This is a genomic window from Buttiauxella agrestis, assembly GCF_900446255.1.
In the GTDB taxonomy this organism is placed as follows: Bacteria; Pseudomonadota; Gammaproteobacteria; order Enterobacterales; family Enterobacteriaceae; genus Buttiauxella; species Buttiauxella agrestis.
On the sequence record NZ_UIGI01000001.1, the window covers coordinates 3,951,426 to 3,975,922 of the forward strand.

The 24,497-nt window shown below is 47.5% G+C and carries 23 protein-coding genes, 2 tRNA genes, 1 rRNA gene and 1 pseudogene; 13 read left to right on the forward strand and 14 right to left on the reverse strand.

Annotation, left to right across the window (positions count from 1 at the left end; genetic code table 11):
• The first annotated feature begins 27 nt into the window (after window positions 1-27).
• Genes DY231_RS18640 through hpxZ form a run of 4 tightly spaced genes read left to right on the forward strand, consistent with a single transcriptional unit; the run spans window position 28 to window position 3,583 of the window.
• A complete protein-coding gene (locus DY231_RS18640) occupies window positions 28-1,614 on the forward strand; it encodes a gamma-glutamyltransferase family protein (RefSeq protein WP_115630663.1) in 1,587 nt (528 codons plus the stop codon).
• A gap of 10 nt (window positions 1,615-1,624) precedes the next feature.
• Window positions 1,625-1,813, forward strand: coding sequence for an oxalurate catabolism protein HpxX (gene hpxX, locus DY231_RS18645; RefSeq protein ID WP_115630665.1), 189 nt, complete (start codon window positions 1,625-1,627; stop codon window positions 1,811-1,813).
• Window positions 1,810-3,189: an AtzE family amidohydrolase gene (locus tag DY231_RS18650; protein WP_115630667.1), complete on the forward strand. Its 1,380-nt coding sequence runs from the start codon at window positions 1,810-1,812 to the stop codon at window positions 3,187-3,189. The genes hpxX and DY231_RS18650 overlap by 4 nt, the downstream gene beginning before the upstream one ends.
• Before the next feature lie 10 nt (window positions 3,190-3,199).
• A complete protein-coding gene (gene hpxZ / locus DY231_RS18655) occupies window positions 3,200-3,583 on the forward strand; it encodes an oxalurate catabolism protein HpxZ (protein ID WP_034493573.1) in 384 nt (127 codons plus the stop codon).
• A gap of 34 nt (window positions 3,584-3,617) precedes the next feature.
• Here hpxZ and puuE read toward each other — a convergent pair whose 3' ends face one another.
• Together puuE and hpxA are read right to left on the reverse strand one after the other, a co-directional pair.
• Complete coding sequence (puuE, locus tag DY231_RS18660; protein WP_115630669.1) at window positions 3,618-4,574, reverse strand: allantoinase PuuE; 957 nt, start codon at window positions 4,572-4,574, stop codon at window positions 3,618-3,620.
• Window positions 4,575-4,604: 30 nt separating this feature from the next.
• On the reverse strand, window positions 4,605-5,342 hold the full coding sequence (hpxA, locus tag DY231_RS18665) for an allantoin racemase (protein WP_115630671.1): 738 nt from the start codon (window positions 5,340-5,342) through the stop codon (window positions 4,605-4,607).
• Window positions 5,343-5,563: 221 nt separating this feature from the next.
• Between hpxA and DY231_RS18670 the strand changes: the two genes are divergently transcribed.
• Together DY231_RS18670 and DY231_RS18675 are read left to right on the forward strand one after the other, a co-directional pair.
• Window positions 5,564-7,057 (forward strand): NCS1 family nucleobase:cation symporter-1, encoded by a 1,494-nt coding sequence (locus DY231_RS18670; protein ID WP_115630673.1) that lies wholly within the window; start codon window positions 5,564-5,566, stop codon window positions 7,055-7,057.
• A gap of 161 nt (window positions 7,058-7,218) precedes the next feature.
• A complete protein-coding gene (locus DY231_RS18675; RefSeq protein ID WP_115630675.1) occupies window positions 7,219-7,989 on the forward strand; it encodes a lipoprotein YafT in 771 nt (256 codons plus the stop codon).
• Between the two features lie 113 nt (window positions 7,990-8,102).
• Here the strand turns inward: DY231_RS18675 and DY231_RS18680 are convergent, their stop codons facing one another.
• Both DY231_RS18680 and DY231_RS25310 read right to left on the reverse strand, forming a co-directional pair.
• Complete coding sequence (locus DY231_RS18680) at window positions 8,103-9,302, reverse strand: T6SS immunity protein Tli4 family protein (protein WP_172588707.1); 1,200 nt, start codon at window positions 9,300-9,302, stop codon at window positions 8,103-8,105.
• Window positions 9,299-10,036, reverse strand: coding sequence for a hypothetical protein (locus tag DY231_RS25310; RefSeq protein ID WP_174977367.1), 738 nt, complete (start codon window positions 10,034-10,036; stop codon window positions 9,299-9,301). The genes DY231_RS18680 and DY231_RS25310 overlap by 4 nt, the downstream gene beginning before the upstream one ends.
• Here DY231_RS25310 and DY231_RS18690 point away from each other — a divergent pair.
• The 3 genes and pseudogenes from DY231_RS18690 to DY231_RS18700 form a co-directional block, all read left to right on the forward strand.
• A pseudogene (locus DY231_RS18690) lies at window positions 9,992-11,275 on the forward strand (type VI secretion IcmF C-terminal domain-containing protein); the annotation flags it as partial. The gene DY231_RS25310 and the pseudogene DY231_RS18690 overlap by 45 nt on opposite strands.
• A gap of 47 nt (window positions 11,276-11,322) precedes the next feature.
• Window positions 11,323-12,675 carry a VasL domain-containing protein gene (locus DY231_RS25700; RefSeq protein ID WP_256682677.1) on the forward strand — a complete coding sequence of 451 codons (1,353 nt, stop codon included), beginning with the start codon at window positions 11,323-11,325 and terminating at the stop codon, window positions 12,673-12,675.
• A gap of 12 nt (window positions 12,676-12,687) precedes the next feature.
• Entirely contained in the window at window positions 12,688-13,167 is a 480-nt protein-coding gene (locus DY231_RS18700; protein WP_115630681.1) for an Hcp family type VI secretion system effector, read from the forward strand.
• Window positions 13,168-13,560: 393 nt separating this feature from the next.
• Here the strand turns inward: DY231_RS18700 and DY231_RS18705 are convergent, their stop codons facing one another.
• The 3 genes from DY231_RS18705 to dnaQ all read right to left on the reverse strand — a co-directional run bounded on the left by DY231_RS18705 (window position 13,561) and on the right by dnaQ (window position 15,672).
• Window positions 13,561-14,400 carry a DUF4225 domain-containing protein gene (locus tag DY231_RS18705; protein ID WP_115630683.1) on the reverse strand — a complete coding sequence of 280 codons (840 nt, stop codon included), beginning with the start codon at window positions 14,398-14,400 and terminating at the stop codon, window positions 13,561-13,563.
• Between the two features lie 329 nt (window positions 14,401-14,729).
• Window positions 14,730-14,806, reverse strand: a tRNA-Asp gene (locus DY231_RS18710).
• A gap of 134 nt (window positions 14,807-14,940) precedes the next feature.
• Window positions 14,941-15,672, reverse strand: coding sequence for a DNA polymerase III subunit epsilon (gene dnaQ / locus DY231_RS18715; protein WP_115630685.1), 732 nt, complete (start codon window positions 15,670-15,672; stop codon window positions 14,941-14,943).
• A gap of 52 nt (window positions 15,673-15,724) precedes the next feature.
• Here dnaQ and rnhA point away from each other — a divergent pair, with 52 nt between their 5' ends.
• A complete protein-coding gene (rnhA, locus tag DY231_RS18720) occupies window positions 15,725-16,198 on the forward strand; it encodes a ribonuclease HI (RefSeq protein ID WP_034493559.1) in 474 nt (157 codons plus the stop codon).
• Here rnhA and DY231_RS18725 read toward each other — a convergent pair.
• Window positions 16,149-16,913: a methyltransferase domain-containing protein gene (locus DY231_RS18725; RefSeq protein WP_115630689.1), complete on the reverse strand. Its 765-nt coding sequence runs from the start codon at window positions 16,911-16,913 to the stop codon at window positions 16,149-16,151. The genes rnhA and DY231_RS18725 overlap by 50 nt on opposite strands.
• 36 nt (window positions 16,914-16,949) lie before the next feature.
• On the opposite strand from DY231_RS18725, the gene gloB reads away from it, so the two are divergent.
• On the forward strand, window positions 16,950-17,705 hold the full coding sequence (gene gloB, locus DY231_RS18730) for a hydroxyacylglutathione hydrolase (RefSeq protein ID WP_115630691.1): 756 nt from the start codon (window positions 16,950-16,952) through the stop codon (window positions 17,703-17,705).
• A 70-nt stretch (window positions 17,706-17,775) separates the two neighbouring features.
• Entirely contained in the window at window positions 17,776-19,134 is a 1,359-nt protein-coding gene (gene mltD / locus DY231_RS18735) for a murein transglycosylase D (RefSeq protein ID WP_115630693.1), read from the forward strand.
• A 59-nt stretch (window positions 19,135-19,193) separates the two neighbouring features.
• On the opposite strand, the gene DY231_RS18740 is transcribed toward mltD, so the two are convergent.
• The 3 genes from DY231_RS18740 to DY231_RS18750 form a co-directional block, all read right to left on the reverse strand.
• A complete protein-coding gene (locus DY231_RS18740; RefSeq protein WP_115630695.1) occupies window positions 19,194-19,961 on the reverse strand; it encodes a class I SAM-dependent methyltransferase in 768 nt (255 codons plus the stop codon).
• Between the two features lie 76 nt (window positions 19,962-20,037).
• Window positions 20,038-20,835, reverse strand: a complete 798-nt coding sequence (locus DY231_RS18745; RefSeq protein ID WP_034493561.1) for an endonuclease/exonuclease/phosphatase family protein — start codon at window positions 20,833-20,835, stop codon at window positions 20,038-20,040.
• 150 nt (window positions 20,836-20,985) lie between these two features.
• Entirely contained in the window at window positions 20,986-22,161 is a 1,176-nt protein-coding gene (locus tag DY231_RS18750; protein WP_115630697.1) for an MFS transporter, read from the reverse strand.
• A gap of 104 nt (window positions 22,162-22,265) precedes the next feature.
• Here DY231_RS18750 and yafC point away from each other — a divergent pair, with 104 nt between their 5' ends.
• The gene (gene yafC / locus DY231_RS18755) at window positions 22,266-23,168 is read left to right on the forward strand and encodes a DNA-binding transcriptional regulator YafC (RefSeq protein ID WP_115630699.1); all 903 of its coding nucleotides are present in this window, start codon (window positions 22,266-22,268) and stop codon (window positions 23,166-23,168) included.
• 7 nt (window positions 23,169-23,175) lie between these two features.
• Here the strand turns inward: yafC and dkgB are convergent, their stop codons facing one another.
• The 3 genes from dkgB to rrf form a co-directional block, all read right to left on the reverse strand.
• Window positions 23,176-23,979: a 2,5-didehydrogluconate reductase DkgB gene (dkgB, locus tag DY231_RS18760; protein ID WP_115630701.1), complete on the reverse strand. Its 804-nt coding sequence runs from the start codon at window positions 23,977-23,979 to the stop codon at window positions 23,176-23,178.
• Window positions 23,980-24,153: 174 nt separating this feature from the next.
• Window positions 24,154-24,230 (reverse strand) — tRNA-Asp (locus DY231_RS18765).
• Between the two features lie 63 nt (window positions 24,231-24,293).
• Window positions 24,294-24,409 (reverse strand): 5S ribosomal RNA (rrf, locus tag DY231_RS18770).
• Window positions 24,410-24,497: the final 88 nt, after the last annotated feature.

Here is a 24,497-nt window from a genome sequence, read left to right on the forward strand (position 1 = left end):
TGAGCTTCCATTCTGAGAGATAAAACGATGATGCAAAGCAATATGGCGCCTTCCGGTATGGCGGTTACTCCACATCATTTAGCCAGTGAAACGGCGTTATCCGTCCTGCGCCATGGTGGTGACGCTATCGAAGCGATGGTGGCCGCAGCGGCAACCATTGCCGTGGTTTATCCCCATATGAATGGTATTGGTGGTGACGGTTTCTGGCTGATTGTTCCGCCAGAGGGCGAACCGATTGCTATTGATGCCAGCGGTGCTGCGGGTTCTCTCGCATCTCTAGAATTTTATGCAGGCGCTTGCTCAATCCCACATCGTGGCCCCAAAGCGGCGCTGACCGTTCCTGGAACCCTTAGCGGGTGGGATGAAGCACTGAAGATTGCGGCGCAACTTGGGGGCGGGCAATTACCGCTTTCGCGTTTACTGGCCGACGCCATTCGCTATGCGGCAGATGGTATTCCGGTCACGCAATCCCAGGCGCAGGCGACGCACAGCAAATATGACGAACTGGTCAATATTGCGGGGTTTGCCGAGACGTTTTTGGACCGCGGTGAAATTCCGCGCGCAGGTAGCCGTTTCACTCAACCCCGCCTGGCTGAAACATTGACGCGCCTGACCGTTGAAGGACTCGATAGTTTTTATCGCGGCCCGTTAGCCGCCCTGATTACCGAAGAACTTGCTGATTTAGGTATGCCCATCACGTTGCAGGATCTCGCCGCCCAACGTGCGAAACGCCGCATTCCGCTGCATCTGAGCCACCAGCTTGGCGATGTTTATAATATGACGCCGCCGACTCAGGGCCTGGTGTCGTTGGCAATCCTCGGGATCACCGAGAATCTGGACATGGCGCAAGCCAATGAAACTCAAACCGTTCATCGCATCGTTGAAGCAACCAAAAAGGCCTTTGCACTGCGCGACAAATACATCACCGATCCTCGCCACATTACCACCTCAATCCAAAGTCTGTTGGAGCCAGAACCCCTTGCCGCACTGGCCGCAGAAATTGATGACACCAAAGCCGCTGACTGGGGGACCGGCAAAGGCCCTGGCGACACGGTATGGATGGGCGTGATTGATAGCAGCGGACTGGCGGTGTCATTTATTCAGAGCATTTATCACGAGTTTGGCAGCGGCGTTGTGCTGCCAAAAAGCGGCATTTTGTGGCAAAACCGCGGCGCGGCATTCAGCCTCCAGCCTGATAGCTTGCTAAGTCTGGCTCCCGGGAAACAACCGTTCCACACGCTGAACCCAGCCGCCGCACGGCTGGCTGACGGGCGCACGATGGTTTACGGCTCGATGGGCGGCGATGGGCAACCGCAGACTCAGGCCGCCATTTTTACGCGCCACGTTATTCAGGGGATGCCATTACAAGAAGCCGTGACCGCGCCACGCTGGTTATTAGGCAGAACCTGGGGGCAAGCCTCCGACAGCCTGAAATTAGAAGGCCGATTTAGCCCGGAAACGTTCAAAGCACTACGTGAATGGGGGCATGACGTGGAAGCGTTGCCTGATTTTAGTGAAGCCGTCGGCCATGCCGGAGCCATTGTGCGCCACATCAACGGCATGCTCGAAGGCGCATATGACCCGCGCAGTAATGGCAGCGCCGCAGGATTCTAAGGATAAACAGATGAAATCAGAAAGTTTTGACTGGCCCGCTTATATCCAGTTAATGGAACAACTGCTTAATGTCCCACTGGATGACATGCGCAGAAAGGAGATTGAAATCCAACTGACGCGCATGGCGGCATTAGCGGAGCCGCTGATGGAATTTCCATTACCTCAACGCCAGGAAGTCGCGGGGGTTTATAAACTATGAACGCACTTTCCATTCGCGATATTCAGCAAGGATTAGCCAGCGGTGAGTTTTCAGCCCAGGAACTGGCGCGCCTTACTCTCGCTAAAATAGAGCAATCGAACCCTGATATTAATGCTTTCACCGAAATAACCGCCCCGCGTTTGCTGCAAGAAGCAGCGAGCATTGACGAGCGTCGCGCCCGCGGGGAAACGCTGCCACCGTTAGCTGGAGTACCTTATGCGGTAAAAAACCTTTTTGATATTAAAGGTGTGACAACACTTGCCGGTGCCGAGCTTTTTAGCACACAACCTCCTGCCAGTGCGGATGCGTTCGCCATCAAACAATTAAGCGCTGCCGGAGCCATGCTTTCAGGCGCGCTGAATATGGATGCCTACGCCTACGGTTTTACCACGGAAAATAGCCATTACGGCGCGACCCGAAATCCACATGATTTTGCACGCATTGCGGGAGGTTCATCCGGAGGATCTGCCGCGGCCGTCGCGGCTGGGATGGTAAACTTTACGCTTGGAACCGACACCAACGGCTCGATTCGCGTTCCGGCTTCGCTATGTGGCGTCTTTGGCCTGAAGCCAACTTTCGGGCGTCTTTCACGCAGCGGCAGCCAGCCTTTTGTTGCCAGTCTCGATCATATCGGCCCCCTTGCACGCAGCGTGGACGATCTGGCACGGGTTTATGATGCGCTCCAGGGTATTGATCCTGCAGATCATTTCCAGTCTGCACGAAGCATTGAACCGGTCGCCAGTCAACCAGAGCCAGCCACACATTTACGTTGCGCGGTGCTCGGCGGCTTTTTCGAGGAGTGGTGCGATGAAGATGCGAAAAATGCCGTGGCGCGTGTGGCCCATACGCTGGAGGCACTTGAGCGCGTGACATTACCGCAAGCCGGGTTAGCGCGATCGGCGGCATTTTTACTGTCTGCCGCTGAAGGAGGAAATCATTATCTGCCCGCATTGCGCGAACAGGCCGAACGTTTTGAGATTAATTCTCGCGAACGTTTATTGGCAGGCGCAATGACGCCATCCGCCTGGTACACGCAGGCGCAGCGTTTCCGCACGTGGTTGCGCGATAAGACGCTGCCGCTGTTTGACGATTTTGACGTGTTGATTGCCCCGGCTACACCATGCGGCGCAACACTTATCGGCCAGCAAACCATGCGAATCAACGGCACAGACCTTCCTGTAAAAGCCAGCATGGGGATGCTGACTCAGCCAATTTCTTTCCTCGGCTTACCGGTGGTGACGGTGCCGTTAATGACCGCAAGTGGCAATCCTATTGGCGTGCAGCTCATTGCGCCGCCCTGGCGAGAAGATATCTGCCTGAGAGCCGCCCATCGGCTTGAAATACAGGGTATGCTGGCAGGGAAAATCACCAGGTAAGGTAAATACTATGATGCGAGATAATATTGATCGCCCGGCAATCGTCAATGAGGTGAGTGCCGCTTTTTACCGCTACGAACAGGCGTTGATCAGCAACGATGTTGCAGTGTTGGATGAGTTATTCTGGTCCGATCCGCGCACCGTGCGCTACGGAGCCAGTGAAAACCTGTACGGGATCGATGAGATCAGAGCGTTCAGAAATACCCGTTCATCACAGGGGTTAGAACGGCTTTTACAGAACACGACGATCACCACCTACGGCGATGATATGGCCGTTGCCAGTACCGAATTTACTCGGGAAGGTTGTGATAAAATTGGCCGCCAGATGCAGACCTGGGTCAAATTCCCTTATGGCTGGCGCATTGTAGCAGCCCATGTCAGCTTGATGAGTTAAAGAGAATGGCGGGTCAATGCACCCGCCACTCAAATCATCCCTTAAATGGATGCGTCTTGACCCAATGCTCGGCAATATCCTGGCGACGGCAAATCCACACATCGTCATGTTGCTGCACATAATCCAGAAAACGTTGTAGTGCTTTGAAGCGACCAGGGCGCCCAAGCAAGCGGCAATGCATGCCAATCGACATCATTTTCGGCGCGATTTCCCCTTCTTCATATAGCACATCAAAACTGTCTTTGAGATAGGTATAAAACTGCTCGGCGGTGTTAAAACCCTGCGCGGTGGCAAAGCGCATGTCGTTGGCATCGAGAGTATACGGCACCACCAGATGAGGTTTTACGCTGCCGTCGCTACAGGTGACTTTGCTCCAGAATGGCAAATCATCGCCGTAATAATCGCTGTCATAAAGAAAACCGCCATTCTCCGCCACCAGACGACGCGTATTAGGGCTGTCGCGCCCGGTGTACCAACCCAGCGGTTTGTTGCCGAACAAATCTTCGAGGATTTCTATCGCCTGGTGCATATGCTGACGCTCTGTGGCTTCGTCGAGGTTTTGATAGTGGATCCAGCGCCAGCCATGGCTCACCACGTCGTAATCAGCGGCTTTTATTGCTGCCACGATTTCAGGGTTTCGTGCCAGAGCCATTGCGACACCAAAAATGCTCATGGTGAGGCCGCGTTTCTGGAATTCATTGTGGATACGCCAGAACCCGGCGCGCGAGCCATATTCATAGAGTGAGTCCATCGACATATGGCGGTCGGGAAAACTCGCGGCGCCGATAATATCCGAAAGAAATTGCTCGGAACCGGCATCGCCGTGCAGTACGTGGTTTTCACCCCCCTCTTCAAAATTGAGGACAAATTGCACGGCAACTCGAGCGTTATTCGGCCACTGCGCGTGTGGTGGCATACCCGCATAACCTTTCATGTCGCGCGGGTAGTTCTCGGTAAAATGATAGTTTTTATTTTTTGGTGCTTCATTCATGGTTCGGTCCTTATGAGCCGAGCCAGAAAATCAACTCAGCATGTCAAAACAGCCGGATAATGGCTTTTTATTCGGATACGCGAGATCACCGTGTTTACTGGTTCCAAGGCCAAGTGCGATGAGGGATTCCACCATTTTCACCGCAGCCGTGACGCCATCGATAACCGGAATGCCTAATTCAGAAGTCAGTTCTCGGGCAAGATTGGCCATCCCACCGCAACCGAGCACAATGGCTCCGCTGTTATCTTCTTTCATGGCTTGTATACAACGCTCGCGTACCTTCATCTGAGCAAGACCCGTGCCATCTTCCAAAGCCAGCACCGGGAGATCAATCGCATGCAATGCCGCGCAATGGTGCTCAAAACCATATTGTTGTAATAAATGGCGCGCAATAATCACGGTGCGCGGCAAAGTAGTCACAATGGAGAAACGTGTCGCAACCATCGTTGCAGCGTGCATTGCCGCTTCGGCGATCCCGATAACCGGCCCACTGGCGAGTTCACGCGCGGCCAGCAAACCCGGATCGCCAAAACAGGCAATAACATGGCCGCTCACTCCCTGCTCCTTGCCGCGCTTGATTTGCTCAAGCACACCAATGGCGGCAATGGCTTCATCAAAATGCCCTTCAATAGATTCCACACCTTGCGTTGGGCAAACGGCAATAATTTCGCTGGTAGGTGCAGCAACGCTTCGCGCCGCCTGCGCGATGGTGTGTGTCATCGCAACATTAGTATTTGGGTTGATCACCTGGATCAAATGTTTCGTCATATTGAGTCCTCTGTATTTTTTCCCGGGGTTTAGCACCAGATTCGGGCAACAAAATGTTCAATTGCACCATGGTAAAGCGCAACGATTAACCGCACGGGTTTATTAATGCACCAAAAAGCCTGAATAATCCATTTGTTCCACAAAACATGAAACCTGGCCTGGTTAATGCAACGAAAGTTGCAGACATTCCGTCAGCATCTGTTTTTAAAGGAGCAGATTTCATGCCAAACAATGAAAATACGTCATCAGCTTTGACCGATAGCGCCAATGCCGGGTACAGCCCGCGCCTGTGTAATGATGATCTGGCGCCGACACGCAACCAGACATGGTCCTGGTACAATATTTTTTCTTTCTGGATGTCCGACGTGCACAGTATGGGTGGCTATGTGGTGGCAGCCAGTTTCTTCACGTTAGGGCTGGCGAGTTGGCAGGTTTTGCTTTGCCTGTTGGTCGGAATTTGCATCGTGCAACTGTGTGCAAACCTGGTCGCTAAACCAAGCCAGATGGCGGGAGTACCTTATGCCGTAATTTGCCGCCAGGCATTTGGCGTATTTGGAGCCAATATTCCGGCTGTGATTCGCGGACTCATCGCATTCGCCTGGTACGGTATCCAGACCTGGCTGGCAACCAACGCCCTGATGCTCGTTATGCTGAAGTTCTGGCCGTCACTTGCGCCAATGACCACCGGGCACTTTCTCGGTCTTTCGCATCTCGGGTGGGTCTGCTTTGGCATCATGTGGGTGCTACAGGCGATGGTGTTCTGGCACGGCATGAATGCGATTAAACGCTTTATTGATATCGCCGGACCTGCGGTTTATGTGGTGATGATGGCCCTGGCGGGCTGGATTTTGTATCAAACAGGATTTGATGGAATTTCGTTTACTCTTGCCAGTAAACAACTCACTTCTGGCGAACAAGCATGGCAAATGCTGACCGCAACTGCACTGGTGGTTTCATACTTCTCCGGCCCGTTACTGAACTTCGGTGACTTCTCGCGCTACGGTAAAAGCATGAAAGAGATCCGCCGTGGCAACCGCTGGGGACTTCCGTTCAACTTCCTGCTGTTCTCGATTGTGACCGTGGTTATCGTATCCGGCACCCAATCGTTGTTTGGAAAAATGATTACAGACCCAATCGAAACTGTCAGTCATGTTGGCAACAGCCTCGCGATGGCAATTGGTTTGCTGACCATGATTACCGCCACTATCGGCATTAATATCGTCGCGAACTTCGTGTCACCCGCTTTCGACTTCTCGAACTGCTCACCGCAGAAGATTAGCTTCCGCACTGGCGGGATGATTGCGGCCGTGGGCTCTGTATTACTGACACCGTGGAACCTGTTCCAGTCCCCTGAACTTATTCACTACACGCTGGACGTGCTGGGATCGTTTATTGGGCCGCTGTTCGGGATTTTGCTGACTGATTTCTACATCATCAAACGCAGCAAAATTTATGTCGACGATCTGTTTGATGCCACTCCTAAAGGACGCTACTGGTACAAAGGGGGCTTCAACCCAAAAGCGATTCTTGCTCTGGTGCCATCCGTCGCAGTTTGTCTGACCATCAGCTTTACTCCTTCACTTCATGAAGTGGCAAACTTTAGCTGGTTTATCGGCGCATTCATGAGCGCAGGTTGCTACCGCTGGCTGGCTCGTGCCGAGAAAGTGAATGAAGTTGCTGACTTTAACGGGCAGGTTGCGGTTTCAAAAGAGTAATCTTGCGCACGATAAAGGCCTGAGTTGTTGCAGACTCAGGCCTTTTCAAATTAATTAGTACGAAATCCGACACGTTATCAAAGAGCCATTTCCCCTTCTGTACCTTATTATTTTCAGTTAGCCGGAACCATTGCAAGCTGCTGATAAGGTGCATGATTAGAATGGAAACTAAAAAGATCATTGTTGGAATCACATCTGCTATTTTTTGCCTGTCACTAACTGGATGCGGTCAACAAGGAAAATTTATTGATGCTCAAAAATCGACATATAAACCGCGCCCAGTGGTATCACCTCAATTAACTGAGCAAGAACTTTTCGGTTGGGATCCTTCTGCGGAGATCACAGAAGAGGATATCCAGGACGCTATTGCCCAGGCAGAAGATGAAATAAGCATCCCACGCAATGCTTCAATTATTTTGGTGCAGTCAGGAGAGAAAACCCCTGATACTGACATGCAAAAAGAGCTGGAAAAACACTACAAAGTCGCGACATTCTCCGGGATTTCACCTTCCAAAAAAATCACTGCAAATAAAGAACCCTCCACTACCACCAATAGTTATATGTTGACTCTCCGTTATTTCGGAGCAAGGGGTAGACAAAGCACAGTGATTGTTTACTGGCCAACATTGCAGATGGGAATATTTGATAAACAAGCTAACTCTGTTGTGTGGCAGGACTTTCAACCGGTTAATAATAACAATCAAATTAGTTCGCTACGTTACTTGACGCGCTATGCCGTTATTGATGTCAAAACGGGTAACTGGGAAATGTATTCACCAGCGAGTATTGAGACAGCGATACCCATTCCTCCCGTCAATACAACTAAAGTAAAAGATTTGGAAAATGTAATTAAAAAATCAAAACAACAGACCTATCAGGTTAATGCTCAGGAGATTTATTCACGGTTTACTAGTGGGAAGAACAGAGGGTAATTGGGATTGGCCAGGGTGGACTGGCCAATCGGTGTATACTGTCGCCGAAGATTACACGTATCAGTGTATCCACAACGACCAAATTACCGGATTCTGAACCTTCGTCGATCTGCTTACCTTCGCTTTATTGAACTGACAATGTGCTCTGCAATTTTTTCTAGTTCATCTTTGTCCATCGGCAACTGGTCTTTGGCCTGACGACTGTCACGAATGACATAAAATAATAAACCCGGCTCGGTGTTTTCTGCATTACCTTTCACATATGCCATATAACCAAAATCCACTTCTTTACTGCGTCGGGTGAATTTTGCAAAAGCAGCGGCACCATCACGATGGTCAATTTTGGGAGAGCTAAATCCCTTTCCATACAATTTTATTTCCCTAAAGGAATGTCCATATCTCCTATTCCAGAAATAAGTGACATAATCTTTAGCACTCATTTTCTCATCAGGGCGTCGCTCATAAGGACGTTGCTCCCCAGGCCCTGGATTTGGTCCTAAATCTTGGAAAAATATGCTGACATCAGGATGGTCTTTCAGGCGGTATGTAACCCCCATATTACGCTTTTCGTGCCCGGAGTCTCCGGCAATAAAACCATAAGGTAAGCAGAATCCTTGTTCTGTGGGAACTTCATAGAGTTTACGGGGACGGAACCGGTTTAGTAGTGAGAGAACTTCGGGTTCACTGTCGTGTAACTGTTTTTCGGCCGTCTGCGATTTATCGCCAGTGTTTTTTTGGTAATCTCCCCAGAAATGATACAGACGACGTTCTTTATTGATATAAATGGTATACCCCCTGCTTTCATAAATTGTGAAAGCATCTGGATAATCCTTTATCAAATAACCATACCTCTGGTTGAACTCAGCCTCCGGCATGATGGATTCCTTAAACATCCTGAAATTAAGGGCTTCATACTGTTTCCTGACATTATTCCAGAAAATTATATTGTCTTTTGCTCTCTCTTTATATGCAGAAAAACCTATTAACTCTGGGCTTTCCGATGAAATCCCCAACTCATATTTACCATATTTCAATTCAGTGAATTGTGCCTGTACCACCCCTCGTTTTTGTTTGTAGTAGGTTTTATCAAACGTGATTCCGGGACTTGCATATAATCTGGTCTTAATATCACCGTCACTTTCCGGCTGTTTCTTGGGGTTAACAAAATCCTCAACCGGATATAAAGCCACTTCCAGATTGTCCGGCAACTGCAACTGATAATAGCCAATGCATTCATTTTTCCATTCCTGAGCCGTGACGCAATATGGAAAGGCCAGACAGCTAAATAATACAGATAATGGTAGTGTCTTCATGACAAACCTCCCTGCTCATCATTTCCATCGCTATTATCAGCAACCTGAACATCCTTACCATCCGGTTCAGCATTACTGGCAATCAGCCTCATATTATACGGGATCAGGTTATTTTCGCCTTCAGTCCAGTGCACTGGCAGCGCGGTAAAATATCCTTTTATCGCCTGTAAAATTCCATTATCCCGGTATTGATAATACTGCCAGAAAGTTTCTGAGAAGGTCATATTGCTGGTATCTGAAAAAGTTGCCGACATATTTGCAGCTATAACTGGCCAGATTGATGCTGTAACACTTGTTTTCCGGGCGGCATTCTCACTGTCTTTGCTGTTAGTTACATTATCGCTATCAGCCCCTATATTGTTATAATTATCTCTCGGGATAAAGCTGAATACTTTTTCATAATTTTTTGCATTTTCCCGCGCCACCTCCTGAATTTTACCCCATCCTGTTGCCGGTTTATCCAGTGCTTCTGCAAACTCTCCCGCCGTACTGCCCAGCCATTTACGCCAGGCACTTTGCCGCAACTCCCGCGCAAAATTCCGGTACGGTGACGTTTTCCCTGTACCGTCCAGGTCGGTATAACCGTGAGCGGTGTCTGATATCAGTACCGCCAGCTCAGAGTCCCTGTCGCCCAGCAGACTACGGTCATTAATATTGGCACTGCCCACCAGCACATAACGGTCACCAAAGATGTGACCTACAGTGCCGCCGATCGTGAAGAGATTCAGCGGCATATTACTGAGCAATATATCAGCGACTATACTGCGACCTGGCAGGCAGCTCTGAACAATCTCGATCTTCGGGAATATGAAGATATGCAACAGGTGATTGATGCGCTCGAGCAGATAATTAGTGGCGATCAGCCTTTTTACCGCGCTCTGCAAACGCTACGCGACAATACTCAATCACCACCTCCCTCAGCCAATCTTCCGGATAAAACTCGCGAAGCGATGATGTCTGCGCTGGACTTCCAGTTGCTTACGCGTCTTGGGCGCGAATTTGCTCCAGAAAACAGCGTGCTAGCTGAGGGGAAAGACAAAGACAGCACATTGCAGACGGTGTACCAGCAATTGACCGAGTTGCATCGCTATCTGCTTGCCATCCATAACTCGCCGGTACCGGGTAAATCAGCACTTAAAGCTGTGCAGCTTCGCCTTGATCAAAACAGCAGCGATCCTATCTTTGCAACACGCCAGTTGGCAAAAACGCTTCCTGCCCCATTGAACAGATGGGTGGGCAAACTTGCCGATCAGGCCTGGCATGTTGTGATGATAGAAGCGGTTCATTACATGGAGGTTGAGTGGAACGAAAAAGTGGTGAAAGCCTGGCAGCAGACTTTAGCTAATCGCTATCCATTTGATCCACAGGCCGAACAAGATGCATCGCTGGATGCTTTCGATCGTTTCTTCAAACCCGCCGGGATCCTCGATAACTTCTACCAGGAAAACCTCAAACTGTTTATTGAAAGCAAACTAACGTTGGGCGAAGACGGACAGGTCCTGATCCGCCAGGACGTACAGCAACAACTTGAGACTGCACAAAAAATTCGCGACACCTTCTTCACGCAACAAAGTGGTTTAGGGACGCAATATGCCGCAGAAACCGTTGAGTTGTCCGCCAATAAGCGCCGCAGCGTTCTGAATATGGATGGTCAGTTACTGGACTACAGCCACGGGCGCAATTTCACGGCTCATCTGGTATGGCCAAACACCATGCGGGAAGGGTCTGAAAGTAAGCTCACGCTCATTGGAACGGGCGGCGGCGCACCTCGTAGCATCAGCTTTAGCGGTCCATGGGCACAGTTCCGCCTGATAGATGCAGGCCAACTGACCAACGTTGAAGATGGCTCGTTTGATGTTCGGTTTAATGTCGACGGCGGCCATATGATCTATCGGATTCACGTAGACACTCAGGACAATCCATTCACCGGCGGGCTTTTCAGCGATTTCACCCTTCCGGATACTTTGTATTAATGGTTATTCCCCGGTGGCAGCGCCGGGGATATTCAGGGAATGACAGTATGAGCGACACAAAATTGATCATCAAACTGGGTGAAGATCCACGTAGCTTGCCCGAGTTTAGCGCTATTCGGGAAGAGGTGAATAAAGCCAATCATCCCACTCACCCGGAAGTAAACTGGCGGCTCGTCGAATCTCTGGCCCTGACACTTTTTAAAAGCAATGGCGTTGACCTGCACAGCGCCACCTATTACACCCTGGCACGTACGAGGATTAACGGACTGGCGGGTTTTTGCGAAGGATGCGAATTACTGGCAGGGTTAATTACTGCGGAATGGGAACACTTTTGGCCTCAGAACTATCAGGCTCGCTCAGATATGCTGGAATGGTTTAATAGCCGTGTCGGTAGTATCTTGCGCCAGAACCCTTCCCTTCTCACCGCCGATACAAACCTTTTGCTGCGTACTGAAAGAACTCTGCAACTGATCTGCGATAAGCTTCAGCAGGTAGAATTAAAACGTATTCCTCGCGTCGAAAACCTGCTTTATTTCGTGCAGAACATCCGTAAGCGTGTGGAGAGTGATCAACTTACATTATCTACGCCAGCGTACTCATCACCTACATTGGTTTATATGCCCGCGCAGTCGGACTTTACGGATGCGATGAATTACGCACCACCCATGACAGATTCAAACCCTCAGTCACCGAAAATTGAAGTACATTTTCCAGGATCAGAAAATACACCCCGCCCATGTCCACCATTAACCTGGCGCGGTTTTCTATCAGGGGCCATCTGTAGCGCAATGATTGCAACCGGGCTGTGGTGGTGGCATGTGCTTCCTATGCAGCAACAAATAACTCAGGTAAATGACACCCCTCAAGGCAGTGCAACACTTTGGCTTGCCTCACCTGGTCTGGAAGATTATTCCACCCGACTGAACCAGTTACTTGCTGCCTCACCTCTACAACCCCTCGATACCGGTGAGCACCTCATACGTACCGCGCAGGCCACCTGGCCGGAAAGTACGCAACAACAGTTAGCCAGTGCGAAATGGCAAGCAACCCTAAAATCGCGCTCTGAAAATAGCCCATCCCTAAGAAGCTATACGCAGGCACAACAGGATGTGCATACATTTGCAGCCCTGCTCGTGGAGCGTGAAAAAAATAAAGAAGGTATGACTCTTTCGTATCTCAAAACAGTGGCTTACCAGGTTGAGACTTTATTGAAGCAGGAAACACCACTGGAGATTTTAATCACCCAATTAGAGGATGCGAAGAGACAACACCTGGACACACAAACACTAGAAAAGCAGATTGATGAACGAATAAGTGCCTTGTCGAGCCGTTACCAGTTAATTCGTAATTTAAATGCAGAAAATGAACCTACATTGCCTGTCTATAATAAACACCAGTAAGGGAAAATCACCATGGCAAATTTAATCTATTTAAGTCTGACCGGACAAAAACAGGGAAACATCTCAGCAGGCTGCTGCTCTCTGGATTCAATAGGGAATAAGGCACAGATTGCGCATCTGGACCAGATAATGGTTTATGAGCTTTCACATGCTATTACGCGACAACAGAATGCAAACCATAATCCAGTAATAATCACAAAACCTATTGACAAATCATCACCTTTATTAGGGAAGGATATTTCTGAGAATGAGATATTGACTTGTGACTTTGATGTTCACCAGACTAACAGATTTTGGATAAATGAACTTTATTATAAAATAAAGCTCACCAAAGCAAGGCTGGTGGATATCCATCTTATGCTGCCTCATTCAGTTCACAATAACAAAGGCCTACCACAAGAAAAAATGTCACTGGTGTATGAAACAATAACCTGGGAGCATATTACTGCTGGAACGAGTGCTTATAGCTTGTGGACTGATCGAGTTTACTAACTAACAAGGAAATTATAGCATTAAAATGCTGGTTAATATTTATCGATTAATCAGCACTGACCACTTTAGATAGGAAATTATATCCATTTATTATCGGTTATAGTATTTTTACTGTACTATATAAAAAGGTATGGCATAAGATTATGCACATGCAAAAGGAATTAATACATATCCCATACTACCACCCCCACTAATACCGACCTTAAACAGAGGGATTATCCCCGTTCGAAAAACCACAAAGTGAAATAGCGCACATAAAACTAATATAATAACCGTAAGGAAATTAACATAAACATTTATGGAGTACAGAAGATGACTAACAATATAATAAAAAGGAAATAATGTAAGCGTTGTACATAATACATATAAAGTAATTACTGTTATTAAACTCATCTAGTATGCCCTATATTGTCCAAAAACTGTGTTTGCATCTCCTAACACTTCTAATATCAGTTCCTTTTTTGACATTATTTTCATACCCATTTGTTTCATCCCCCAAAGCAAGTCAGCATTTATATAGCGATATAGCCGTGTTGCTTCCTCTGTAAGTTTGTATGCAAGTAATCCATTCAAGGAAATACCAATATCAACAAATGTATAAATAACATCAGATGCTTGTTTATTCAGACCAATTATCTCCCCAATGCCTTCGTAGACAAACCTGATAGGACCTGTACAACTCTCGCGAAAAAGTAAAAAGCAACCACTCTCTATGACATTATTTACTCCATTAGCAAGTAATAATGTACCTGGAATTATCCCGACGCCACTACCAATCAGTGCAGCACCAGATGCTATTTGCAAGCCACCAGCAACAAAACCAATGCCAGCAACCACTAAATCAATATTTTCTTGCTTTCGCCTCTGTTTCGAATCATCTAAAATTGGCTTAACAATAATGACTTGCCTGCGATCATTTCTGCTCAGCTCATCACCTTGTTTCTTCAAAGATAATATTTCATTATTAATAGCGACTATTGCTTCAGTGACAGTCATATCACCATTATTAATTTTCGCATTTATCTCTGATGAATAAGCAATGTTTTCGCTAACAAAATGATCTTTTGCTATACTCCATTGTATAAACTTACGAGCAACGTCATTCATCACCTGAATGAGTTCATTTTGCTTTTTTAAAAATGTTTCTATATTCGTACGTTCAACATCAGAATCTATATCAAGATGGTATTTGATATCAGGGTTTCTCTCTAGGTATTCTTTCCATGCTTCCATTAGAGCCTCAATAATTTTAAAAATCAGAGTCACCGAGCACTATATATATAATTACACGAAGTTTATTTATATTTCTATTTGTTGTATTGATCCATGCCAAAGTTTGATAATGGATATTTAAGTGCAAGTAAAACACTCATACATTAAGAATTATGAATGTCTGCTATTTATTATATTTTTGTATGTTTTTAGTATATTGACGCAGAAATGATTAACAGGTTCAAGCCGAGCGAAGAGAGATGTAGGAATGGGTTTGGTTAGAGTGGTAATTTTTCATTCTGTAGAAACGACGAAAGCCTGAATCATTTCTGATTCAGGCTTTCTGATTGTGGCGGAACGGACGGGACTCGAACCCGCGACCCCCTGCGTGACAGGCAGGTATTCTAACCGACTGAACTACCGCTCCGCGTTTTGTTCCCCGTCGGGAACGAGGCAGATATTACGTATTGGGCCGGTAAGCGTCAACGTTTTTTCTAAAAAATCTAATCGGTTGCCGTTAATTTAACCCAACCGGTGATTTTTAATCCATTGATGCTGCTTTTATACCCGCCACAGGCAACTTCCGCCTTTCTTTTCCACAAGATCAAGCCGCGATTCATGCGCTTCCAGTTCCACATCACTGGCTCGAATGACACGTATACCTGAACCATGGCGCACAACGCGCTGAATACCGCTATCTCCGGTACGCTGCTGAACGTCCCCTTCCATGGCAAATTTCAAAGAGGTTTGGCCGCCCGTCATCATCAAATAGACGTCAGCCAGAATCTGGGCATCGAGCAATGCGCCGTGTAGTGTTCGTTTGCTGTTATCTATTTCATAACGATTGCAAAGTGCATCGAGGCTATTACGCTTGCCCGGGAACATTTTACGAGCAAGTGCCAGGCTATCGGTAACTTTGCAGAAGGTATTGGTTTTCGGGATATCGCGTTTAAGCTTCCCGAACTCATAGTCCATAAACCCAATATCAAACGACGCGTTATGGATAACCAGCTCTGCGCCGCGGATATAATCCATGAACGAATCAGCAACCTGATCAAAAGTGGGTTTGTCGGCCAGAAACTCATCGGCAATTCCGTGAACGCCAAAGGCTTCCGGGTCCACCAGCCTGTCAGGCTTCAGGTAAACGTGGAAGTTATTACCCGTCAGCCGGCGGTTAATCACTTCAACCGCACCGATTTCAATAATGCGATGCCCTTCGTAGTGAGCACCGATTTGGTTCATACCGGTGGTTTCAGTATCAAGGACTATCTGTCGTGTAATTGGTGTGCTCATGTCGCTCGTTTATGTCAGACTTGGTTCTTTAATCACAGGAAGTCTACCAGAGATGCGCAAACAGGTAGAAATTTTCACCGATGGCTCTTGCCTCGGTAATCCAGGCCCGGGCGGTTATGGCGCCATTTTACGATACAAACAACACGAAAAGATTTTCAGCGTTGGCTTTCGTTTAACGACAAATAATCGCATGGAAATGATGGCTGCGATCGTCGCACTTGAAGCGTTAGTCGAACCTTGCGACGTGGTGCTTAGCACTGATAGCCAATATGTTCGCCAGGGCATTACCCAATGGATTCATAACTGGAAAAAACGTGGCTGGAAAACCGCCGATAAAAAACCAGTAAAGAATGTCGATTTGTGGAAACGACTGGATGCCGCATTAAGCGAGCATAAAATCAGTTGGGAGTGGGTGAAGGGCCATGCCGGTCACCCCGAGAACGAACGTTGCGATGAACTTGCGCGTGAGGCGGCTTCTAATCCAACTCTTGAGGACGTGGGTTATCAACCAGAGACGAAGCTTTAGTTGTCTCCCGAAACTGCCTTGTCGCCCCGACCGCTGACCGAATTTGTGTTTTCGCTTTCCGACTTTTCATTGGATTGAGCGTCAGCGGTAATGTGCGCTTACGTGCCACAATGACATGCATACATCCCAACGCAGGAAGGTGGGTGCTGAGCATCTTCCCACCTTGTTTACTCCAGGGTAAAACCTGGAAACTGCGTTGGTGCATCACTTCAAAATTCAGTAACGCTAACCAGTCAAACATCCTCATTGGTGTGAACATTCGGCAATGATACGGTGTGCGTTTGCGTAAAAACGGTACAGTTTTACCCAAGCCGAGCAAACTCACCGGGTTGAAGCTACTCAAAATCAGCCAACCGTCATCAATCAATACTCGATCCGCTTCTCGGAGTAATCCGTGCGGATCCTGGCTCCAGGGTAATGTATGAGCCAACATACAGGCATCGACCGATTTAGCAGCAAAGGGTAAATACAGCGGATCGGCATTAACCTGAAGCCGCTCGCCTTGTAGTGCGACATTCACCTGGTGTGAAATAGCGCATGCTTCGGTGTTAATTTCTGTGCTTAAGTTACCAATCTTCAGAAGATGAAAACCGAACATCTTAGCAAGCCAGGGCTGAAGTTGGACTTCCAGAGCTTCGCGATAATACTCGCCCCAGGGCAGCTCTCCCCAATGATGCGGTGAAATGAAATTATCAGGTATCCTTGCCGGTTTCATCACTACCTTCTTAACGCAATTCAGAGAGGTTGAATTATGAATCTTAACAGTATTTCTGCATTCCAGGATAACTACATCTGGGTTCTGAACGACGAACAGGGTAAATGTATCATCGTCGATCCTGGTGAAGCTGAGCCTGTGCTTAAAGCGCTTGAAACCAATCAATGGAAACCAGAGGCAATTTTACTGACTCACCATCACAACGATCACGTTGGCGGCGTAAAAGAACTTCTGAAAAAGTATCCAGGCCTTGTGGTATATGGTCCCGAAGAGACACAAGATAAGGGAACGAACCGGGTAGTCAGAGAGGGTGATAAGGTCAATATTTTGGAGTATGAATTTAGCGTTATTGCTACTCCCGGTCACACTTTAGGACATATCTGTTTCTACTGTGCACCTTATCTATTTTGCGGCGACACTCTATTTTCTGGCGGCTGCGGCAGGCTTTTTGAAGGCACCGCTAACAATATGTTTGATTCTTTTCAAAAGCTTAACAAACTACCCGCAGAAACGTTAATTTGTTGTGCTCACGAGTACACACTTTCGAATATGCAGTTTTCCTTATCTATCCTTCCCAACGATGATGAGTTAAACCGTTACTGTCGAAAAGTTAAGGAGTTACGTGCAAAAAACCAATCAACGTTACCTGGTTCTTTGGAAAATGAACGCAAAATAAATTTATTCCTTAGAACTCATGATGTTGATTTAATTGATAAAATAAAAGAAGAAACAAACTTGCAACAACCACACCAGGTTTTCGCATGGTTACGGACAAAGAAAGATACATTCTGAATTTTCTGGTTGTGTTGTTTGGAAGTGGAAGGTATTCTTGCTCGTCTTTTAAGCAACTATTGACACACACATGAAGGCAAAAGCGATATTACTCGCCTCTGTCCTGCTAGTGGGGTGCCAGGCGTCGAAGCATGACGGCAACATCCAACAGCACGCACAGAGTCTGTCTGCAGCTGGTCAAGGTGAAGCAGGAAAGTACACAGGTAAGCGATGGATGGACGATGGGACATACCTCGCAGATAATCAAAACTTGTGGAACTTCATTGGCGACGAGCTAAAGATGGGGATACCGGAGAATACCCGGATCCGCGAACAGAAACAGAAGTACCTGAAGAATAAGAGCTATCTCCACGATGTAACATTACGGGCAGAGCCGTATATGTACTGGATTGCCGGGCAAGTTAAGAAACGCAACATGCCAATGGAACTAGTACTACTACCCATAGTGGAGAGCGCTTTTGACCCCCACGCTACCTCTTCTGCGAATGCCGCTGGCATCTGGCAGATTGTACCGAGTACGGGTCGAAATTATGGTTTAAAACAGACCAAAGCATACGATGCACGTCGTGATGTAGTGGCTTCGACCACTGCTGCTCTCGATATGATGCAGCGTCTGAACAAGATGTTTGACGGCGACTGGTTGTTAACCGTGGCGGCGTACAACAGCGGCGAAGGTCGTGTACTGAAGGCAATGAAAGCGAATAAAGCTCGTGGCTTACCTACGGATTTTTGGTCGCTTTCACTGCCACGGGAAACCAAGATTTACGTGCCAAAAATGCTGGCGTTGAGTGACATTCTCAAAAACAGCCAAAAATACGGTGTACGCCTGCCGACGACTGACGAAAGTCGTGCTTTAGCGCGAGTTGAAGTGAGTGATCCGGTGGAATTGACACAAGTGGCTGAAATGGCGGGAATACCATTAAGTACGCTTAAAACGTTCAACGCTGGGGTTAAAACCTCGACGGTTGGCAAAAATCAGCGTTATGTGATGGTGCCTAAAAAGCATGCCGATCAGCTGAAAGCCTCTTTGGCTTCCGGTGAAATTGCAGCAGTGCAGCCAACGCTTGTCGCGGATAACCGTATCAGCGCAGGTGGCAGCAAATCTTATCGTGTTCGCTCAGGTGATACCCTGTCGGGCATCGCTTCACGCTTAGGCGTTAGCTCAAAAGATTTGCAAAGCTGGAACGGCATACGTGGCGCGCATATCAAAGTTGGCCAAACACTCAGTGTCAAAAATGGCGCTCAGAGCTTAGCTAAGAACGATAGCATCACGTATAAGGTGCGCAAGGGTGACTCTTTGTCGAGTATCGCGAAACGTCACGGTGTAAATATCAAAGATGTTCTACGCTGGAACGATGATACGGACAATCTGAAACCTGGCGATCAGTTGACGCTGTTCGTGAGCAACAACTCTACACCTGATACATGATTGTTTATTCGAAGAAAAGGCACCTATTTAGGTGCCTTTTTTATTCCTGCTTCGCAATGTCAGACTTTCCTGGCTTCGACCATCACAATGTCGCTGGTAAACGTCCCGTCAGCCTGCAGATCAAAATAGCGTTGTACTTCGTCTGATGCGCTTTGTTGATAAGCGCGAATAGCATCAGCCATTACCGCAGGTGTTCGCATACGTGCAATCCAACTTGAAAATTCCAGAACCAATCGGTCGCACAATAAGTTCTGTGTCACTAAACCTGCGTCGTTAAACATGCTCAGCAACTCCCCACTGGAATAGTTATGAACATGCGAAGTATCCCTCAAAGCTTCAACGGTCTGTAACCAGATATCCAGAACAGGATGACCTGGTGACATAACATCCATAAACACCACCACGCCGCCAGGTTTCAATACGCGTCTTACTTCCCGTAACGCTTTGCCAACGTCATGCCAGTGATGAGCCGAATAACGGCTGATCACAACATCAAATGATTCATCCGCAAATGGTAAGGCTTCCGCATAACCCTGCTGCGTCTTTATATTGGAGATATTACGAGTTTTAGCGGCCTCACTGACCACCGACAGCATTTGTTCAGAGAGATCGTAAGCAACAACATCTTTCACCTGTGACGCGGCAATAAAACTCGCATGCCCTGCCCCACATCCCATATCAAGCAGTTGGGCCTCAGGGAAATCGGCCAGACGCGCGTTCAAGCGCTCCAGGTCTCTTCCTGAAGCGTGTACAGCGCTACTCAGATATGCCCCTGCCTGAGAGCTAAATTGTTGGCTGACTTTGTCATGGTGAGTTTGTGTTGTCATTGTATTGTCCTTGCAGTTGATTATAAGTAAGGGCAGCACACAGGTCTGCCCAGTGGCAGACCTGACTAACCTTACTTCAATCAGGTTTGCCGGGACGGAATTCGACTAGTAGAGGGTTGTGGTCAGACGCGCGAGTCACCAGAACAGAGGCTTCCGTAACATTTAAGCCACGATAAAACACGAAATCGAGAGGGCGACCAAAAGCCCGACGGCGATGATCGTCAGTAAAGCGCACCTCACGCAGAGTCATCTCGCGAGCAAAGCGGTAGAGTGCATTCATGCGAGGGCGACTCCAGGCATTAAAATCGCCTGCCATAATAATCGGCCCATTATGATGGCCAATTTGATCACCAATTGGCCCAAGTTGCTTACTGTAAACATCCACACCCAGGCTGAAATTCACGGCATGAATATTCACGACCATTAATAAACGGCCATCAGGCAGCGGGTAAACTGTTACTAACGCGGATTTAGACAAACGTAGAATCGGTTCACGTTCGCGCAGTGGGCAACAGTAGACAGGATGTGCGGCAGACAACGTCATCACGCCAGAGGGGTGTTGAGGCAATACAAACGCCGGAACCTGATCTGCGGCCAGATAATTACTGGTCGCAAATTTTACCAGTTCAGGAGTGGCTTGCGCTTCCTGCAACAAGACGAGGTGAGCATCTTTACCAAAATTTTGCAGCACCGAAAGCCACTCAGCCCGTTGCTGCTTGAAAATATTCCATACCAATACTTTTAAGGAAGCCTCGCTCGGCAAAGGTTCCCCGGGTGGCAATGCCTGACCAATAGTTGCAAAGGAGCCAGGAGGCAGAATGCGTTCTGCTGGCTGACCGGCAACATATCTCATGGCATAAGTATTTTTGCGCACTTTTTTACTAATGACCTCTGTAACCAAAGAAGCCTCCATATCGAAGGCTGTCTTTCAGTTATAGGGACTTTAGTGCAGAGTTTCAACGACCAATTCAAACCATTGATGAACAAGACCGTAAGCAATTGCTAACGATCTTGTTTAAATGTGTTACCCGACAGCAATTTCTCGGCGGGAATCAAGTCTGCCACTGAACGTAATTAAAAGTAATGCACCAACAACAATCACCGCGCCAATCCAGGGTGTTTGTGCCAAACCAAAGCTTTGAACTGTTTGACCGCCAATAACAGAACCTAATGCGATCCCAACGTTAAAAGCCGCGATATTCAAACCAGAAGCAACATCTACCGCATTTGGCGTGTAAAGCTCGGCCTTCTGCACAACATACACCTGCAAACCAGGTACATTACCGAAGGCGAAAATCCCCATGATTAACACCGTCACTAAGGCACCAATATGCGAACTAGCCGTAAACTGGAATACCAGGAGTAATGCGGCAAGTGCTGCAAAAATGAATTTCAAGGCTGGCACTGCGCCATGACGGTCAGCAAGTTTTCCACCCCAGATATTCCCTATCGCTACGGAGACGCCATAACCTAATAAAATCCAGCTCACTGCTGCTGGCGAATAACCTGCAAGATCCTGCATCATCGGAGCCAGGAAGGTAAATGCCGTAAACACGCCACCGTAACCTAACGCCGTGATCGCATAAATGATCACCAGACGCGGGTGAATCATCACTTTCAGTTGATCTTTGATGCTGGCAACCGCTCGAGTTGGAATATCTTTAGGTACCAAAATTGTGCTGCTAATTAATGCAATTACACCGATAGCCGACACTGCGAGGAACGTTTCGCGCCAACCAAAATGCTGGCCAATGAACGTCCCGAGAGGTACGCCAGTAACCAATGCAACGGTTAAACCACCAAACATAATAGCAATGGCAGATGCCGCTTTTTCTTTGGGAACCAGACTGGTTGCGATAGTTGAGCCAATTGAGAAAAACACGCCATGCGCAAGTCCTGTCAGAAGACGAGCAATAACGAGGGTTTCATAGTTTGGCGAAAGCCAGGCTAACAGATTACCCGCGGTAAATAATGCCATCAGGCCAATCAGCAATTGCTTACGAGGCAATCTCCCGGTTAATGCCGTTAAAACAGGCGCGCCCACAGCGACGCCCAACGCGTAAATAGAGACTAACAATCCAGCAGAAGGTAATGAAATTGAAAGTTGGTCAGCGATTGTTGGTACCAGTCCAACAATGACAAACTCTGTAGTACCGATTGCAAATGCACTGATAGTCAGCGCCCATAGTGCCAGAGGCATAATTTACTCCATAGCAGGTGTCTTTTGATGACACGTAGTATGGCGTGATGGTTAAATAACAAAAATATACAAAATCTCAATACAATTTTGTCTCAGGAGCAATAATGAAGGCCACCTCTGAAGAACTGACGATCTTTGTCGCCGTTGTGGAAAGCGGAAGTTTTAGTCGTGCAGCCATACAGCTCGAACTGGCTAATTCAGCTGTGAGCCGCTCGGTGAAAAAATTAGAGATGAAGCTAGGGGTAACACTTCTAAATCGCACAACGCGCCAGCTAAGCCTTACAGAGGAAGGTGAGCGTTATTTCCGCCGCGTACAACAGATCTTGCAAGAGATGGCAGCGGCTGAAAATGAGCTAATGGAAACGCGACAAAAACCTCGAGGTTTACTGCGCATTGACGCCGCGACCCCTGTGATGCTCCACCTCTTGATGCCGCTGATTAAGCCCTTTCGTGAACGCTATCCCGAGATAACGCTTTCGCTTATTTCCTCAGAGACATTTATTAACCTGATTGAACGTAAAGTCGATGTAGCCATTCGCGCAGGAACGTTGACGGATTCAACACTTCGGGCCAGACCCCTTTTCACCAGCCAGCGTAAAATTATTGCTTCCCCTGAATATTTGGCACAAAACGGAATACCGCAAAGCGCAGAGGATCTTGAGGATCATATCTGCCTGGGTTTCTCTGAAACAGAAAGTTTGAACAAATGGCCGGTCGCCCAAGCTGATGGATTACAGTATGACATTACACCGGGACTAACATCCAATAGCGGTGAAACACTCAAGCAGCTATGCCTGACCGGGAATGGGATTGCGTGCCTGTCTGACTACATGATTAATAAAGAAATAGCTGAAGGGAAGTTTGTGGAATTACTTGCAGACAGACTGCTGCCCGTAGAAATGCCATTCAGTGCGGTGTATTACAGCGATCGCGCTGTCAGTAGCCGGATTAGAGCATTTATTGATTTTCTAAGTGAGCATGTGCAACAGCCCCCACAGGGGCTGTAATGAAAGATTAATCCCAGAGTGGAGCCAGACCTTCCGGGCTAACCAGTCGATCGTTACAGTCCAGTTCATTAATAGCCATCATATCTTCCTCATCGAGTATGAGAGTCTGCGATCGTAGATTACTTTGCAGATTCTCACGTTTTGTTGAAGAAGGAATAACCGCATAACCCAACTTCATTGCCCATGCCAAAATAACCTGAGCCGGAGTTGCATTATATTGCTGTGCAATTCGTCCAATGACTTCATCATTCAGTGCCTTACCATAGGCAAGAGTCATATATGAGGTGATATGGATATTATGTTCATGTGCCCAATCAACGACTTTGTGGTTGTGTAAATACGGTGAAAGCTCAATTTGGTTGGTCGCTATATTTTCAATCCCCACAGCATCAATTGCCTGCTGCATCAGGTCGATAGTGAAGTTAGAAACACCAATATTGCGCGTTAGTCCTTCTTTTTTCGCTTCAAGTAACGCCTGCATAAACTCTGCAACTGGCACAGCATCATTTGGCGATGGCCAGTGAATTAAAGTCAAATCAACATAACCTGTGCGTAATTTGCGTAAGCTTTCTTTCAGGCTTGGAATCAATTTATCTTTGCTTAGATTCTCAATCCAGATTTTAGTGGTGATAAACAGATCATCACGCGCGATTCCACTCTCTTCAATGGCTTGCCCTACAGCCTCTTCATTGTCATAAATCTGTGCGGTGTCTACTGCGCGATAACCCAATTCAAGCGCTGTTTTTACTGATGCGATCACTACATCGTCTTTTAAACGAAATGTACCTAAACCAAATGCAGGAATTGTCATTTTTTACCTCGTTGGGGATATATGTTTGTTATACGAGGATTATGCAGCGGATAACTGTGCTAAAAAAGTCAGATAAATGCAGAAGATATTTGCGTTAAAAGCAATAATAGAGAGATATGCTGAATTTTATACATGAAAAAAGCCCTGAGTCTATTAGACTCAGGGCTTAATAAGTGGCGGAACGGACGGGACTCGAACCCGCGACCCCCTGCGTGACAGGCAGGTATTCTAACCGACTGAACTACCGCTCCACCGAATTTCTTTCTTACTACCACCAGATGTCACATTCTGGCTTTTACTGCTTTGAATTTGGAGCCTGGCAGTTCCCTACTCTCGCATGGGGAGACCCCACACTACCATCGGCGCTACGGCGTTTCACTTCTGAGTTCGGCATGGGGTCAGGTGGGACCACCGCGCTGTTGCCGCCAGGCATATTCTGTTTCATCAACCGTTGTATTATTCACACAACCATCGACTTAAAATCTCGGTTCAAGCTGAAAATCAAATGCTTAGTCTCT